Genomic DNA, 15,190 nt, shown 5'->3' on the forward strand with positions numbered 1-15,190 from the left:
AAGAGTTCGGGCTGTCAGTCTTGCTGCGCAGGCTTGACCAATCGCTGTTCCAGTTCGCGGCAGGCGTCCTGGATCATTTCTTCGGTGATCGGAACTTCGCGTCCTGCTGCGTCGATAATCGCGCAGCCCAGGGCTTCTGGCTTGGGATGACGAATCACCGGGATCTGGTTAGTGCTGTGTTGCAAGTCCATGGCCTGTCTCCTCATCAGGTACTTGGCAAGTGTATAACCGCGGCATGACCAGGCTGTGACAACCTTCTACCGCACATCCTTCTGTCGCACGCCTCATGTCGCGTGGCGCCGCATGACCAGTGCAACAGAAATAAAGGCGGGTCGCCAGCCGGGCGTTAGACCGATCTTCTCTAGGCGCTAGCGTTCGCGGTCATAATCAACCTGACTGATTGCGTTTTGCAGAAGTTCCCTCGAACTTCGGTGTAGGCTCTGTGCATCCCATCACGGATCCGCCTTCATGCTTTCAGCTCGTCAACGCCGGGCCATCCGCCTGGCCAGCCGTTTTGTCGCCCCTTATCGCTGGCAGGCCGTCGGTGCCTTGCTGGCGCTGATCGTCACCGCGGGCATCACCTTGTCCATGGGCCAGGGCATTCGCCTGCTGGTGGACAAGGGGTTCATGACCCAGTCGCCGCACCTGCTCAACCAGTCCATCGGCCTGTTCCTGCTATTGGTGCTGGGGCTGGCGGTGGGGACGTTCGCGCGCTTCTACCTGGTGTCGTGGATCGGCGAACGGGTGGTCGCCGACATTCGCCGGCAGGTCTTCAACCACCTGATCTACCTGCATCCGGGGTTCTACGAGAACAACCGCAGCTCGGAAATCCAGTCGCGGCTGACCGCCGACACCACCTTGCTGCAATCGGTGATCGGCTCCTCACTGTCGCTGTTCCTGCGCAACGCGCTGATGGTCATCGGTGGCGTGGTGCTGCTGTTTATCACCAATCCCAAGCTGACCAGCATCGTGGTGGTCGCCTTGCCGCTGGTGCTGGCGCCGATCCTGATTTTCGGGCGACGGGTGCGCAGCCTGTCGCGCCTGAGCCAGGACCGTATCGCCGACGTCGGCAGCTATGTGTCCGAAACCCTCGGCCAGATCAAGACCGTGCAGGCCTATAACCACCAGGTGCAGGACGAAAGGCGTTTTGCGGTGACCGTCGAAGAGGCCTTCCAGACCGCGCGCAAGCGTATTGTCCAGCGGGCCTGGCTGATCACCCTGGTGATCGTGCTGGTACTCGGGGCGGTGGGCGTGATGCTCTGGGTCGGCGGCATGGACGTGATCGCCGGGAAAATCTCCGGCGGCGAACTGGCGGCCTTCGTCTTCTACAGCCTGATCGTCGGCAGTGCCTTCGGCACCCTCAGCGAAGTGATCGGCGAGCTGCAACGGGCGGCGGGAGCGGCGGAGCGTATCGGCGAGCTGCTGCAGTCGAGCAACGATATCACCGCGCCGAGCAGTGGCCTGGTGCGGCTGGCCGAACGGGTCAGTGGCAACCTGGTGCTGGAGAACCTGCGTTTCAGCTACCCGTCGCGACCGGACAGCTACGCCATCGACGGCCTCGACCTGACCGTCAGGGCCGGTGAAACCCTGGCGCTGGTGGGGCCGTCGGGAGCGGGCAAGTCGACCCTGTTCGACCTGCTGCTGCGTTTCTACGATCCGCAACAGGGCCGCCTGCTGCTCGACGGGCAACCCCTGACCCAACTCGACCCGCTCGATCTGCGACGCTGTTTTGCCCTGGTCTCACAAAGTCCGGCGCTGTTTTTCGGCAGCGTCGAGGAGAACATCCGCTACGGCAACCCGACGGCCAGCGACGAGCAGGTGCGCGAGGCGGCGCGGATCGCCCATGCCCATGACTTCATCATGCAGATGCCCGATGGCTACCGGACCCACCTGGGCGATGGCGGTCTCGGCCTGTCCGGCGGCCAGCGCCAGCGCCTGGCGATTGCCCGGGCGTTGCTGGTGGATGCGCCGATCCTGCTGCTCGACGAAGCCACCAGCGCCCTCGATGCACAGAGCGAACACCTGATCCAGCAAGCCCTGCCGAGCCTGATGCAGGGGCGCACCACCCTGGTGATCGCCCACCGCCTGGCCACGGTACAGAACGCCGACCGGATCGCGGTGATGGATCAGGGCAGGCTGGTCGCCATCGGCACTCACGCCCAGTTGATCGCCAGCAACCCGCTGTATGCGCGATTGGCGGCGTTGCAATTCAATGCCCGGAGTGCAGAGTCCGAAGCACCCCTGCCGCACCAGTAGCCCTCATGAAAAACGGCGCCCGCAGGCGCCGTTCTGGTGTTGCTCGCCCGGACTCAGCGGTATTCGCACAGGTAAGCGGTTTCCACGGCGACTTTCAGCTGGAACTTGCTGTTGGCCGGTACGTTGAACTGGCTGCCGCTGGCGAAGGTTTCCCAGTCGCTGCTGTCGGGCAGCTTGACGGTCAGGGCGCCGGACACCACGTGCATGATTTCACGCTGGGCAGTGCCGAACTCGTATTCGCCCGGAGCCATGACGCCGATGGTGGCCGCGCCTTCGGCTTGTGCGAAGGCAATCGACTTGACGGTGCCGTCGAAGTACTCGTTGACTTTAAACATGGGCGATTCCTCGAAATGAGCTGGAAAATTTGGCCGGTCAGTATGCCGAAGCGGTTTTGCCTCGTCACGCGTTGAAGAAACTGTATTCAGCCCGGCAGGATCAGCGGCAGCAACCGTGCGGTGTTGCGCGCATCTTCCAGCGCCCGATGCTGTTGCCCGCTGAACTGCATGCCCGCCAGTTGCAGGGCGCCGTTCAGGCCCAGGGGCTTTTGCAGCTTGCGGGCCTTGGCGAAACGCTGCTTGAGGTTGGCGTGGGGGATCTGGCTCAGCAGGCTGTTCAGTTGCAGGTGCCGCCAATCCTGTTCCAGTTGCCGACGGTCATAGTCGCCCCAGCTGGCCCAGCCCTCCAGGCGGTCCCGGTGTTGGCCGAGCCAGCGCTCGAATCCTTCCCAGACCTCCGCCAGCGGCGCGGCGCCGTCGATATTGGCCTGGGTGATATGCGTCAGTTCACGGCAAAAAGGCGTCAGCAGCGGCCTGCGCAGGGGCCGTACGAAACGCTGGAAGTGGTCCAGCTCGCGGCCCTCGCGGTTGACCAGGGTCGCACCGATTTCGATGATTTCCATCTCCGCCAGCAGCCAGCCCCCGTCATCCGTCGTGGCTTCCAGATCAATCACCAGCCAGTGCGGCATCTCGAGCTCCGAAGACAGCATCCTAGTCGGCTCAGCGTAGCCAAAGCCAACGCATCCGCCTAGGCTCTGCGTGAAAACTGCCTGATCGGCGCCCGGCGAGTTGTCTTACGGAGCCGGGGTGCCTATTCGACCACCAGCAATACCTGCCGGTTTTTCACCTGGTCGCCGCGAGCCGCCTGGACGCGACTGACCACGCCGTCGATAGCGGCCTTCAGCGGATGCTCCATTTTCATCGCTTCGAGCACCATCAACAGCTGGCCTTTGCGGACCTGGCTGCCCTCGCTGACCAGCACCTCGACGATCGCCCCGTCCATGGGCGCCTTCACCGTGCCGGAACTGGCCGTGGTCCGGCCTGCCACCGGCGCCAGGCTCAGGTCGCGCAGATGCAGGCTGCCGGGGCGGGTGAACAGCCACAGTTGATCGGCGTCCAGGCGATAGGCATGCCGACGTCGTACGCCATCGAGTTCAACCGTTACCCAGCGGCTGTTCCGCTCCAGTACGCGCACTTCGATCTCACGGTCGGCGTGGCGGATCTGCAGCGTCGTATCGGGACGGGCCAGCAGGAGCAGGTCAGCCGTGGTCTCGCCCAGGCCCAGGCGATAGTGCCGGGGGATGCCGGGGTTGTTGCGCCAGTTGGCGAGTCGGCCAGCATGCTGCGCCGCCTGCGCGTCATGGAAAAGCGCCGCCGCCAGCGCCAGTTCGGCACTGGACGGCTGATAGGGCTGCAGGCTCGGATCGGCGCTGAAGTGTTCGCCGATAAAGGCGGTGCTGAAATCGCCGGCGACAAACAACGGATGTCCGAGCAGGTTCGCCAGCAGGCGCTGGTTGCTGGCCAGGCCCAGCAGGACGCAGTCCTCGACCGCGCGCAGGAGCTTGCGCCGGGCTTCTTCGCGTGTCGCGCCATGGGCGATCAGCTTGCCCAGCAAGGGATCGTAGAACGGACTGATCACCTGGCCTTCGAGCAGGCCGTGGTCGATCCGCACACCTTGCGCCAAGTCCGGTTCCCAGCCCAGCAACTGCCCGGTTTGCGGGAGGAAGTCGCGGGCCGGATCTTCGGCATACAGGCGCACCTCGATGGCATGTCCCCGGAGGGTGACCTGCTCCTGGCGCAAGGGCAGCGGCAGTCCGGCGGCGACATCGAGCTGCCAGGCCACCAGGTCGAGGCCGGTGATCAGCTCGGTGACCGGGTGCTCGACCTGCAGGCGCGTATTCATTTCCAGGAAGTAGAAGCGGCCGCGGGCGTCCAGCAGGAACTCCACGGTCCCGGCCCCCACGTAGTTCACCGCGCGCCCGGCCTGCAAGGCCGCTTCGCCCATGGCCTGGCGCAGTGCCTCGGTCATCACCGGGCAGGGGGCTTCCTCGATGATTTTCTGGTGACGGCGCTGGATCGAGCAATCGCGCTCGCCGAGGTACAGCAGGTTGCCGTGCTGGTCGCCGAACAGCTGGATTTCCACATGGCGCGGTTCGACCAGCGCCTGTTCGAGGATCAGTTCGTCGTAGCCAAAGGCGTGCAGCGCCTCGGAGCGGGCGGTACGCAATTGCCCGGCCAGTTGCGCGGGCTCGTCGACCCGGCGCATGCCGCGCCCGCCGCCGCCGGCACTGGCCTTGATCATCAATGGATAACCGATCCGCTCGGCTTCGCGGGCGAGGGTCGCGTCGTCCTGCTCGACGCCCTGGTAGCCGGCGATACAGGGCACGCCGGCGGCCAGCATGGCGATTTTCGAGCGGCGCTTGCTGCCCATCAGTTCGATGGCTTCGGGGCTGGGGCCGATAAAGAGCATGCCGGCCTCCTGGCAGGCCCGGGCAAAGGCGGCGTTCTCCGAGAGAAAGCCGTAGCCGGGGTGAATGGCATCGGCACCGCAGCGGCGCGCGGCGTCGAGCAGGGCCGGGATGTTGAGGTAGGATTCGGCCACCTGTGGCGCGCCGATGCACACGGCTTCGTCGGCCAGTTGCACATGGCGGGCAGCCGCGTCGGCCTCGCTGTAGACGGCGACGGTCCGATAGCCTTGTGCCTTGGCCGTGCGAATCACCCGGCAGGCGATCTCGCCGCGGTTGGCGATCAGGATCTTGTTGAAGGCGGGCATCGGCGCGGTCCTTTGGTCTTGTGTGGGTAATGAGGTGTCTGCGTCGGCAAACGCAACCTTTGCAGGAGCCGGCAAGCCGGCTCCTACAGGGGATCGCTGCGCCGAGGTCTTTCAGGCGCCCAGTTCGGTTCGCGCTTGTTCAGGAAGGCCAGGGTCCCCTCGACGCCTTCGGCCCCGGTCACCGCCTCGCCGAAGCGCAGGGCGGCCTGATCGAGCAACGGCCCCAGCGGCTGCTCATCCAGCAGCAGGGCCTTGGTCGCGGCATTCGCTCCCGGTGCACAACGCAGTACCTGGCCGAGCACCTCGCCGAGGCGCTCGGCCAGGCCCTGGCTATCGCGCTCGACAAAATGCACCAGCCCCAGGCGCGCGGCCTCTTCGCCGTCGAAGCGCGCGGCCGTCAGCGCCAGGCGGCGCGCCTGGGTCAGGCCGATGCGGTGGACCACAAAGGGCGCGATCTGCGCCGGCAACAGGCCCAGGCCGGTTTCCGGCAGGCCGAACTGCGCGTCATGCGCGGCCATCGCGATATCGCTGACACAGGCCAGGCCAAAGCCGCCGCCGAGTACCGCGCCTTGCAGCACGGCGATCACCACCTGGGGTTGCTGCTGGGTTTCCTCCAGCAGGGCGCCGAACGTCCGGTTCAGCGCCTGATAGGCCTGGGCACCCTGGGTACGGGCCTGGGCCATGTCGCGGATATCGCCGCCGGCGCAGAAATGCCCGCCGGCACCGCACAGCACCAGGGCCCGCACGGCGCGATCGTCACGCACGGCGGCGAGCACCGCGCGCAACTCGGTGACCATCTGCAGGCTCATGGCATTGCGGCTGTCCGGGCGGTCGAGGGTGATATGCAGCACGCCGTTGTGGACTTCCAGGCGCAGGGTCTGGCAGGCGGGCAGGGCGTTCATCGTTTTTTCCCCGGCAGGATGCCCATCAGCTTGCAGATGATGCCCAGCATGATTTCGTCGGCACCGCCGCCGATCGACACCAGCCGCACATCGCGATAGGCCCGGGCCACCGGGTTGTCCCACATGTAGCCCATGCCGCCCCAGTATTGCAGGCAGCCGTCGGTGACCTCGCGGCCCAGTCGTCCGGCCTTGAGCTTGGCCATGGACGCCAGGCGGGTGACGTCCTGGCCCTTGATGTACTGCTCGGTGGCCTGGTAGACCAGCGCCCGCAGGCATTCGATCTCGGTGGACAGTTCGGCGAGGCGGAAGTGGATCACCTGGTTGTCGAGCAGCGGGCTGCCGAAGGTCTGGCGTTCCTTGCAGTAGGCAATGGTACTGTCGACGCAATACTCCAGGCCCTTGATCATGTTCGCCGCGCCGAACAGCCGTTCCTCCTGGAACTGCAGCATCTGCATCATGAACCCCGCGCCTTCCTGGCCGATGCGGTTGCGCTGCGGCACGCGGACATCGTCGAAGAAAATCTGCGCGGTCTCGGAACTGCGCATGCCCAGCTTGTCCAGGTGCGGGCTGAGCGTGATGCCCGGGCTGTTCATCGGCACCATGATCAGCGACTTGTTGACGTGCGGCTTGTCGTCCGAGGTGTTGGCCAGCAGACAGATAAAGTCGGCGCTCGGCGAGTTGGTGATCCACATCTTGCTGCCATTGATCACATAGTCGTCGCCGTCCTTGCGCGCATGGGTCTTGAGCCCGGCGACATCCGAGCCGGCGCCGACTTCGGAAACCCCGATACAGCCCACCTGCTCGCCGCTGATGGCCGGACGCAGGAACTCCTCGCGCAGGGCATCGGAGCCGAAGCGCGCCAGGGCCGGGGTGCACATGTCGGTCTGCACGCCGATGGACATGGGGATCCCACCGCAGTGGATGCTGCCGAATTCCTCGGCGGCGACGATCGAATAGCTGTAGTCCAGGCCCATGCCACCGAACTGCTCCGGCTTGGAGATGCCCAGCAGGCCCAGTTCGCCGGCCTTGCGGAAGAGCGCATGGATCGGGAAGCGCCCGGCTTTTTCCCATTCCTCGACATGGGGATTGATCTCGTGTTCGACGAACTGGCGAACGGTACGGCGCAGCGCTTCATGTTCCTGGGTAAAGATCATTGTTGTTGTTCTCCTGTGATGTGATCGTTCCCACGCTCTGCGTGGGAATGCAGCCGGTGACGCTCCGCGTCACAGATCAAAGCTTCGCGGGCAAGCCCGCTCCCAGCGAGTCGGAACGATCCCATGGCCTCGACTCTCAGGACCTCGCCACGCCGAAGCTGTTGGCGTGCAGTGGGCGCACCTCGGCCTCGTGGCAGATATCCAGCAGGTAGCCCAGCAGTGTCCGGGTATCCCGTGGGTCGATCAGGCCGTCGTCCCACAGGCTCGCGGTGCCATAGAGCGCGGTGGACTGGCTGTCGAGTTTTTGCGCGGTCACCTGTTCCAGCATGTCGAGCATTTTTTCGTCGACGACCTGGCCATCCTTGACCTGCCGGGCCTCGGTGACAATACGCAGCACCTTGCCGGCCTGGGCGCCACCCATCACCGCGGTGCGGCTGTTGGGCCAGGCGAAGATGAAGCGCGGGTCCAGGCCGCGGCCGCACATGGCGTAGTTGCCGGCGCCGTAGGAGCCACCGACGACCAGGGTCAGTTTAGGCACCCGGGCGTTGGCCACCGCCTGGATCATCTTCGCGCCGTGCTTGATCACCCCCTGTTGCTCGGATTCGGTGCCGACCATGAAACCGGTGGTGTTGTGCAGGAACAACAGCGGCGTGCAGCTCTGGTCGCACAGTTGGATGAATTGCGCGGCCTTGCTCGCGCCCCTGGGCGTGATCGGACCGTTGTTGCCGATCAGCCCGCAGGCGCGCCCCTGGATCTGCAGATGACCGCAGATTGTCTGCTGGTCGAACTCGCCCTTGAACTCCAGGAAGTTCGAACCATCGGCCAGGCGGGCGATGATTTCCCGTACGTCATAGGGCTTTTTCGGATCGTCGGGAATCAGTCCCAGCAAGTCGTCGATGGGGTACAGCGGTTCGGCGAAGTCCGGCGCGGCCGAGAGTGGCAGTCGCGCGTTCCACGGCAGGCTGGCGACGATCTCGCGGGCCAGGCGAATCCCGTCGGCGTCGTTTTCCGCCAGGTACTCGGCGGTGCCGGCCACCTGTGCGTGCATCTCGGCGCCACCGAGTTCTTCGTCGGTGGCGACTTCGCCCGTGGCGGCCTTGAGCAGCGGCGGTCCGGCGAGGAACAGCTTGGCCTTGCCGCGCACCACCACCACATAATCCGACAGCCCCGGCTGATAGGCACCGCCGGCGGTCGCCGAACCGTGGACCACGGTGATCTGCGGCAGGCCCATGGCGGACATCCGCGCCTGATTGGCGAAACTGCGCGCGCCCTCGACGAAAATCTCCGCCGCGTAATTCAGGTTGGCGCCGCCGCTTTCCGCCAGGGTGATCACCGGCAGTTTGTTTTCCATGGCGATCTCTTGCAGGCGCAGGGACTTTTTCAAGCCGCTGGGGGAGATGGTCCCGCCCTTGATCGCACTGTTGTTGGCCACCACCAGCAGGCGTACCCCGCAGACGTAGCCGATGCCGGCGATCAGGCCGCCGCCGGCCTGGCTGCCATCCTTGTCGTCGTGCAGCTTGTAGCCGGCCAGGCTGGCCAGTTCGAGAAACGGCGCACCGGGGTCCAGCAGCAGGTTCAGGCGTTCCCGGGGCAGCAACTGGCCGCGCCGGGTGAACTTGTCCCGGGCCTGTTCGGCCTTGTCCAGCAGGTTCTGCTCCAGTTGGCGAAGGTGTTCGAGACTGGCGAGCAGGGCGTCGCGATGGCGGGCGAAATCGGCGGATTGACGGTCGAGCTGGGATTCGATCACCGGCATGGCTTACTCCTTGTCCTTGAGCACGTCCGGCTGGCAGGCCCGGTGGAAACCGTTGTACGACTCGCTGTGCCGCGCCGGTTGCAGCGGCCAGGCCCGGCTGCCGAGGCTGGCGGCGCCGTCGATGCGCAGGGTGCTGCCGCTGACGAAGGCCGCCGCCGGGCTGAGCAGGAAGACAATCGCCGCGCTGACCTCGGACTCGGTGCCGATGCGCTTGAGCGGCACGTGTTCGCGCAAGGTGGGAATGACTTTCCTGAAGGCGCCTTCGTAGGTGTCCATGCCGCTGGAGGCGATCCAGCCCGGCGCCACGGCATTGACCCGGACCCCGGCATGCCCCCACTCGAAGGCGGCGGTCTTGGTGAAGTTGTCCATGCCGGCGCGGGCGGCGCCGGAGTGCCCCATGCCAGGCATGCCGCCCCACATGTCGGCGAGCATATTGACGATGCTCCCGCCGTGCTGGCTCATGGACTGGTTGAAGACTTCCCGGGCCACCAGGAAACCGCCCACCAGATTGGTGCGCAGCACGGTTTCGAAACCTTTCTGGTTGATCGAGGCCAGGGGCGCCGGGTATTGGCCGCCGGCATTGTTGACCAGGCCGTGGATCGGGCCGTGTTCGGCCAGCAGTTGGCTCACCAGCTGTTTCACCGCGTCTTCGTCGCGGATATCGCAGGCCTGCCAGGCGGCGCTACCGCCATCGGCATGGATCTCGGCGGCGACCGTTTGCAGCTTCTCGGTCTTGCGCCCCACCAGCAGCACCCGGGCCCCGAGCGCGGCCAGTTCGTGGGCGGTGCAACGGCCGATGCCGCTGCCACCGCCCGTCACCAGGATGGTCTGGCCGTTGAACAGATCGGGTTTGAACACGGAAGCGTAGGCCACGGTGACGGTCCTTCAGGCAAGTTGATCGGCAAGCTGTTGCGGCACGGGAATCTGTATCTCCAGCAGTTGCTGGGCAAAGGCCTTGCCCTGGGGATCGATGCGCAGGCTGGCGACACCGCCGCCGCCCAGGGCGTTTTCCAGGAGGAAGTTGAGGCTGTGGGTGCCCGGCAGGTACCAGCGTTCGACGCGCCCGTGCAGCGGGTCGAGGACATGGCCCATCCAGTCGACGACCACTGCCGCGGTCAGGGCCTCGGCGATCCAGGGCAGGTATTCCGGGCGCCGGGCCATGACCCCGATATTGCTGTGATTGCCCTTGTCGCCGGAGCGTGCCACCGCCAGCTTGATCAACGGCACGCTGGCTTCGGCGCGGCCTTGCGGTCGTGGTGGTGGCAGGTCTTCGGCGACATCGGCCGGATCGAACGAGGCGAGGGCGGGCAGGGCGCAGGGGTGGACTTGCCCGTCGATGTGCACGCCGAGTTCACAGCGCTGTTTGTCGATCAGGAAGGAGAACAGGCGGATCAGCGGGTACACCGTCGGCCTTCCGCCGACAATGCCGGTCAGGCCCGGCGCCATGCCGGTGGCGGCCTGGGCGATTTCCCGGGAGAACAGGACCAGGGCCTGCTTGTCCGGATGACGCACGGCGAGCTTGATCACCACCTCGCGGCTGTCCTGGCGCAGGCCGTGGGGACCATAGGTGGCCTCGCTGCCGAGCAGTTCGATATTCACTTCGCTGTAGGGCGCCCAGCCGCGCAGGCGGAACATTTCCCCGGTCTTGTCGATGATCGCCTGGCTGACCCGCCGGGCCTTGTCCACGGCATCGATGCCGGCCATCAGGCAACTGGCGGTGCAGCGGAAACCCTCCGGCCAGGTGGCGCTGACCTTGTATTGCCCGGTGGGCGGCAAGCCCCTGGCGCCGCGCACGCTGACGGCGTTTTCGCCGTGTTGGGCGAGTGTCACCCGGGTGAAGTCGCAGATCACGTCCGGCAGGTGATAGGCCCGCGGGTCGCCGATCTCGTAGAGCAACTGCTCGCCCACGCTCAGCGGGCTGACCAGGCCGCCGCTGCCGTCGGGCTTGCTGACGATGAAGTTGCCGTCGGCACTGACTTCGACGATCGGGAAGCCGATATGTTCGTAGTCCGGCACATCGCGCCAGTCGGTGAAGTTGCCACCGGTGCACTGGGCGCCGCACTCGATGATGTGTCCGGCCAGGGCCGCCTGGGCCAGCTTGTCGTAGTCGCTCCAGGGCCAGCCGAATTCATGCACCAGGGCGGCGCTGACCACTGCGCTGTCCACCACCCGCCCGGTGATCACGATATCCGCGCCCAGTCGCAGGGCTTCGACGATACCCGGAGCGCCGAGATAGGCGTTGGTGGAGACGCAAAACCCTGGCAATGGCGCGCCGCTGAACATTTCCTGGATGCCGCTGGCGGCCAGTTGCTTGAACTGCGGTTGCAGGTCATCGCCTTGCAGCACGGCGATCTTCAAGGCCACCCCGGCCTTGTCGCAGGCCCGTTGCAGGACGGCGGCGCAGGCCTGCGGGTTGACCCCGCCGGCATTGCTGATGACGCGGATGCGTTGCCGGGCGATATCCGCCAGCAGGGGTTCGAGCACTTCGACGAAGTCCGTGGCGTAGCCGGCCCCCGGATCTTTCAGGCGCGCTCCGGCGAGGATCGACAGAGTGATCTCCGCCAGGTAGTCGAACACCAGGTAATCCAGGCGTCCGGCTTCCACCAGCGGTCGGGCGGCGGTAGAGGTATCGCCCCAGAAGGCGCTGGCACAACCGACACGAACCGTCCTGTTCATCCGCACACTCTCCGAAAGGGATGCAATGAGACTACCAAGCAAGCGCTTGGTTTGTAAATCCCGGGGGCAAGTTTAGCCCAAGCGCTTGCTTGGGACCGCCCGTAGGCTTAAATTGCGCGCGCAACCTCCCGGTTTCCGGGGGTGCAACGGCACAGCGTAGCCAGAGGAGAATGCCGTGAACGAACAACAAGCCCAGCAGGTGATGCGGGATCTGGTGCAAGAAGGGCAGTTGACCGATCCGGACAGCGCTCGTGGCAAACTGCTGCAGACCGCCGCGCACCTGTTTCGCAACAAGGGCTACGAGCGCACCACCGTGCGTGACCTGGCGAGCGCCATCGGCATCCAGTCGGGAAGCATCTTTCATCACTTCAAGAGCAAGGACGAGATCCTGCGGGCCGTGATGGAGGAAACCATCCGCTACAACACCGCCGTGATGCGCGCCTCGCTGGCCGAGGCCGGCAGCTTGCGCGAGCGGGTGCTGGCGCTGATCCGCTGTGAGCTGCAGTCGATCATGGGCGGCACCGGCGAAGCCATGGCGGTGCTGGTCTATGAGTGGCGTTCGCTGTCGCCGGAAGGGCAGGCCAAGGTCCTGGCGCTGCGCGACGTCTACGAGCAGATCTGGCTGCAGGTGCTGGGCGAGGCCCGCGACGCGGGCTACATCAAGGGCGATGTGTTCATCACCCGGCGCTTTCTGACCGGGGCCTTGTCATGGACTACCACCTGGTTTCGCCCCCAGGGCAGCCTGACGCTGGAGCAACTGGCCGATGAGGCCCTGACGCTGGTTCTCAAAGATCGCTAAGTGCTCGTTGTGCAAGTAATTATTTAATCGGCGCGGCGTTGTCTAAGTGGTCGAAAGCGCCTAGCTTAATGGTATCGATGGTATTTTCTGAGGTGCGTGGCCTTGAACCTTTCGCCAGTACGGATGGCATTCCGAATTCTAGGGTTGGCGCTGGGGGTGCTGGCGGTGCAAACCGTGTCGGCCGCGCAAGAAGTCAAGATTGGTGCCGCGCACTTTCCGCCCTACACCATTCGACCCGAGCAGGGCGCCGATACCGGTGTGCTGCCGCAACTGGCCGAAGCCTTGAACGCCTTGCAGAGCGACTACCGCTTTGTCCTGGTGCCGACCTCGATTCCCCGACGTTTTCGCGATTTCGAAGAAGGTCGCACCGACATGGCGATCTTCGAGAACCCGGAGTGGGGCTGGAAGGAGATTCCCCACGTCAATGTCGACATGGGCCTGGAAGATGCCGAGATCTTTGTCGCCCAGCACAAGCCGGATCGTGGCCAGGCTTATTTTGCCGACCTGAAAGGCAAGCGCCTGGCGCTGTTCAGCGGTTATCACTACGAGTTCGCGCAGTTCAATGCCGATCCCAAGTTCCTCGCCGAGACCTATAACGCCACGCTGACCTATTCCCATGACAGCAACCTGCTGATGGTGCTGCGCGGTCGGGCGGATATCGCCCTGGTCACCCGTTCCTATCTGTTCGACTACCTGGGCCGCAATCCGGGAACCGCCAAGGAGTTGCTGATCTCCGAGCGGATCGATCAGGTCTATCACCACTACGCCCTGCTGAGTCCGAAGGCGCCGATCAGTGGGGAGGTCTTTGCTCGGCTGTTGCAGCGCCTGCGCGACAATGGCGAGTTGCTGAAGATCTTCCAGCCTTATCGGATCACGGTCATGCCCGTGGCCGATGCGACCAGGGCGCCGCTCTGACGCGCCTGCCGGTCATGTCCTGACAATGAGCGGGTGTCCCCGCTCTTTCTGCCTGCCGGCGCTCAGCGCCGGGCGAAGGTGTCGCCGCGGGTCCCCGAGACCTTGCGGCAGTGCACCAGTGCGTCGCGGATCATGAAGTTCACCAGCGTCGGCGATACGCCCAGTTCCTTGGCGATGTCCTTTTGCGGCACGCCGTGCAGGCGATACATCTCGAAGGCATAGCGGGTGCGCTGTGGCAACTCGGTCAGCGCGTCGGCGATATGCTCCAGCGTCGAGAAGTTGATGTGCGAGGTTTCTGGCGAAGCACCGTGGATGACCACATTCAACCCTTCCTCCTCCGGCCCCGAGTACTTCAGTTCCAGGGCCTGCTTGCGATAGTGATCAATCGCCAGGTTACGCACGATCTGGAATAGATAGCTGAGCTGGGCCTTGAACGACGAGGTGATCTGCGGCGCCGATTGCAGCCGGAAAAACGCGTCCTGTACCACGTCCTCGGCCCGCGAGCGGCACCCGGTGATGCGCGCGGCGATCTTGACCAGGATCAGGCGATTGTCGACAAAGGCCTGGAGTAACGGTGAATCACACCTGCTTGTGGATACTTGTTCCGTCATGGAAATCACCTTGTAGCGAATAGGTTGTAGGCCGGGGTCTGTCAGCGACTGGCTACACATCGAGCGACAAATTATGTTGAATGATAATGATTGTCAATTGAGAAGTAGAATTAATGATACCTGCTGATGCATTACCGAGACATGACGCACCGCCCTGGGGCGTTTGTCCGCTGACTTGTGGCGCTGCGCCGGACTAATTATTTGCCAACGTCATCCGTTCTCATGTGGACAGGCCGGGTAAGCGACCCGGTCAAGGATCGATACCCGTGAGGAGGGCGCAATGGTTAATCGCAACGGTGGCTGGGCATGAGCACCTCTTTGAACCTTCGCCTGTTCTGCCTTCCCTATTCAGGCGCCAGCGCCATGGTCTACAGCCGCTGGCGGCGCAAGCTGCCGGAGTGGCTGCAGGTGCGCCCGCTGGAGTTGCCGGGACGCGGCATGCGCATGAACGAGCCGCTGCAGGTGGATATCGCGCGCCTGGCCCGGCAGTTGGCGGATGAAATCGCCGCCGAGCTGGACCGTCCCTATGCCTTGTTCGGCCACAGCCTCGGCGGCTTGCTGGCGTTCGAGCTGGCCCATGTGCTGCGCGCCCGCGGGTTGCCGGCGCCACTGGCGTTGTTTGCTTCCGCCACGGCCGGGCCGGCCAGGCGCGATGTCAGTGAGTACGCCCTGGCGAAAACCGACGAACAACTGCTGGAGCGCCTGCGCGACCTCAAGGGCACCCCGGCGGATGCCCTGGCCAACAGCGACCTGATGCAGATGATGCTGCCCATCCTGCGTGCCGACTTCCTGCTCTGCGGCAGTTTCCAGTACGGCGAGCGCGCATCGTTGTCCGTGCCGATCCACGTGTTTGGCGGCAAGCAGGACAGTGTCCGCGTCGATGAACTGCTCGACTGGCAGGAAGAAACCGCCACCGGTTTTTCCCTGGACATGTTCGAGGGCCATCACTTCTACCTGATCGAGCAGGAAGCCGCGCTGCTGCGCCACCTGCGTCGTTATGCCGACCAGCACCTGGCGCGCTGGCGCAATGACCAGGCCCGTCAGTTGACCCGCGCCGCCAGCTGACACCCGTGTTG

At 64.8% G+C, this 15,190-nt stretch carries 14 protein-coding genes; 4 read left to right on the top strand and 10 right to left on the bottom strand.

The features are described from left to right. Positions 1–14: 14 nt before the first annotated feature. Positions 15–191, bottom strand: coding sequence for a PA1571 family protein (locus ACL9RJ_RS20880; RefSeq protein ID WP_017125712.1), 177 nt, complete (start codon positions 189–191; stop codon positions 15–17). Between the two features lie 277 nt (positions 192–468). On the opposite strand from ACL9RJ_RS20880, the gene ACL9RJ_RS20885 reads away from it, so the two are divergent. Continuing rightward, complete coding sequence (locus tag ACL9RJ_RS20885; protein WP_017125713.1) at positions 469–2,256, top strand: ABC transporter transmembrane domain-containing protein; 1,788 nt, start codon at positions 469–471, stop codon at positions 2,254–2,256. 53 nt (positions 2,257–2,309) lie between these two features. On the opposite strand, the gene ACL9RJ_RS20890 is transcribed toward ACL9RJ_RS20885, so the two are convergent. The 8 genes from ACL9RJ_RS20890 to ACL9RJ_RS20925 all read right to left on the bottom strand — a co-directional run bounded on the left by ACL9RJ_RS20890 (position 2,310) and on the right by ACL9RJ_RS20925 (position 11,789). Next, the gene (locus tag ACL9RJ_RS20890) at positions 2,310–2,591 is read right to left on the bottom strand and encodes a pyrimidine/purine nucleoside phosphorylase (RefSeq protein WP_017125714.1); all 282 of its coding nucleotides are present in this window, start codon (positions 2,589–2,591) and stop codon (positions 2,310–2,312) included. An 86-nt stretch (positions 2,592–2,677) separates the two neighbouring features. Further along, positions 2,678–3,220 carry an exonuclease domain-containing protein gene (locus ACL9RJ_RS20895; protein WP_422765620.1) on the bottom strand — a complete coding sequence of 181 codons (543 nt, stop codon included), beginning with the start codon at positions 3,218–3,220 and terminating at the stop codon, positions 2,678–2,680. 122 nt (positions 3,221–3,342) lie between these two features. Beyond that, positions 3,343–5,304, bottom strand: a complete 1,962-nt coding sequence (locus ACL9RJ_RS20900; protein WP_103032519.1) for an acetyl/propionyl/methylcrotonyl-CoA carboxylase subunit alpha — start codon at positions 5,302–5,304, stop codon at positions 3,343–3,345. Positions 5,305–5,387: 83 nt separating this feature from the next. Next, entirely contained in the window at positions 5,388–6,206 is an 819-nt protein-coding gene (locus ACL9RJ_RS20905; protein ID WP_017125717.1) for an enoyl-CoA hydratase/isomerase family protein, read from the bottom strand. Further along, positions 6,203–7,360 carry a citronellyl-CoA dehydrogenase gene (gene atuD / locus ACL9RJ_RS20910; protein ID WP_017125718.1) on the bottom strand — a complete coding sequence of 386 codons (1,158 nt, stop codon included), beginning with the start codon at positions 7,358–7,360 and terminating at the stop codon, positions 6,203–6,205. Before atuD ends, ACL9RJ_RS20905 begins: the two co-directional genes overlap by 4 nt. Positions 7,361–7,496: 136 nt before the next feature. Next, complete coding sequence (atuC, locus tag ACL9RJ_RS20915; protein ID WP_422765621.1) at positions 7,497–9,113, bottom strand: geranyl-CoA carboxylase subunit beta; 1,617 nt, start codon at positions 9,111–9,113, stop codon at positions 7,497–7,499. A gap of 3 nt (positions 9,114–9,116) precedes the next feature. Beyond that, positions 9,117–9,986, bottom strand: coding sequence for an SDR family oxidoreductase (locus tag ACL9RJ_RS20920; protein WP_177084947.1), 870 nt, complete (start codon positions 9,984–9,986; stop codon positions 9,117–9,119). A 12-nt stretch (positions 9,987–9,998) separates the two neighbouring features. Continuing rightward, a complete protein-coding gene (locus ACL9RJ_RS20925; protein WP_177084945.1) occupies positions 9,999–11,789 on the bottom strand; it encodes an acyclic terpene utilization AtuA family protein in 1,791 nt (596 codons plus the stop codon). Between the two features lie 175 nt (positions 11,790–11,964). On the opposite strand from ACL9RJ_RS20925, the gene ACL9RJ_RS20930 reads away from it, so the two are divergent. Then, a complete protein-coding gene (locus ACL9RJ_RS20930) occupies positions 11,965–12,588 on the top strand; it encodes a TetR/AcrR family transcriptional regulator (protein WP_017125722.1) in 624 nt (207 codons plus the stop codon). A gap of 123 nt (positions 12,589–12,711) precedes the next feature. Then, positions 12,712–13,503, top strand: coding sequence for a substrate-binding periplasmic protein (locus ACL9RJ_RS20935; protein ID WP_177130121.1), 792 nt, complete (start codon positions 12,712–12,714; stop codon positions 13,501–13,503). 62 nt (positions 13,504–13,565) lie between these two features. Here ACL9RJ_RS20935 and ACL9RJ_RS20940 read toward each other — a convergent pair whose 3' ends face one another. Further along, a complete protein-coding gene (locus ACL9RJ_RS20940) occupies positions 13,566–14,114 on the bottom strand; it encodes an RNA polymerase factor sigma-70 (RefSeq protein ID WP_017125724.1) in 549 nt (182 codons plus the stop codon). 306 nt (positions 14,115–14,420) lie between these two features. Here ACL9RJ_RS20940 and ACL9RJ_RS20945 point away from each other — a divergent pair, with 306 nt between their 5' ends. Further along, positions 14,421–15,179, top strand: coding sequence for a thioesterase II family protein (locus ACL9RJ_RS20945; RefSeq protein ID WP_017125725.1), 759 nt, complete (start codon positions 14,421–14,423; stop codon positions 15,177–15,179). Positions 15,180–15,190 lie beyond the last annotated feature (11 nt).

Origin of the sequence: Pseudomonas sp. Mn2068 (assembly GCF_049319725.1) — a bacterium.
GTDB classification, from domain to species: Bacteria; Pseudomonadota; Gammaproteobacteria; order Pseudomonadales; family Pseudomonadaceae; genus Aquipseudomonas; species Aquipseudomonas gingeri.

Coding starts and splice junctions, on each gene's coding strand:
- ACL9RJ_RS20900 (WP_103032519.1), bottom strand. CDS start 5,304: ATGCCCGCCTTCAACAAGATCCTGATCGCCAACCGCGGCGAGATCGCC.
- ACL9RJ_RS20895 (WP_422765620.1), bottom strand. CDS start 3,220: ATGCCGCACTGGCTGGTGATTGATCTGGAAGCCACGACGGATGACGGG.
- atuC (WP_422765621.1), bottom strand. CDS start 9,113: ATGCCGGTGATCGAATCCCAGCTCGACCGTCAATCCGCCGATTTCGCC.
- atuD (WP_017125718.1), bottom strand. CDS start 7,360: ATGATCTTTACCCAGGAACATGAAGCGCTGCGCCGTACCGTTCGCCAG.
- ACL9RJ_RS20940 (WP_017125724.1), bottom strand. CDS start 14,114: ATGACGGAACAAGTATCCACAAGCAGGTGTGATTCACCGTTACTCCAG.
- ACL9RJ_RS20925 (WP_177084945.1), bottom strand. CDS start 11,789: ATGAACAGGACGGTTCGTGTCGGTTGTGCCAGCGCCTTCTGGGGCGAT.
- ACL9RJ_RS20880 (WP_017125712.1), bottom strand. CDS start 191: ATGGACTTGCAACACAGCACTAACCAGATCCCGGTGATTCGTCATCCC.
- ACL9RJ_RS20945 (WP_017125725.1), top strand. CDS start 14,421: ATGAGCACCTCTTTGAACCTTCGCCTGTTCTGCCTTCCCTATTCAGGC.
- ACL9RJ_RS20935 (WP_177130121.1), top strand. CDS start 12,712: ATGGCATTCCGAATTCTAGGGTTGGCGCTGGGGGTGCTGGCGGTGCAA.
- ACL9RJ_RS20905 (WP_017125717.1), bottom strand. CDS start 6,206: ATGAACGCCCTGCCCGCCTGCCAGACCCTGCGCCTGGAAGTCCACAAC.
- ACL9RJ_RS20885 (WP_017125713.1), top strand. CDS start 469: ATGCTTTCAGCTCGTCAACGCCGGGCCATCCGCCTGGCCAGCCGTTTT.
- ACL9RJ_RS20890 (WP_017125714.1), bottom strand. CDS start 2,591: ATGTTTAAAGTCAACGAGTACTTCGACGGCACCGTCAAGTCGATTGCC.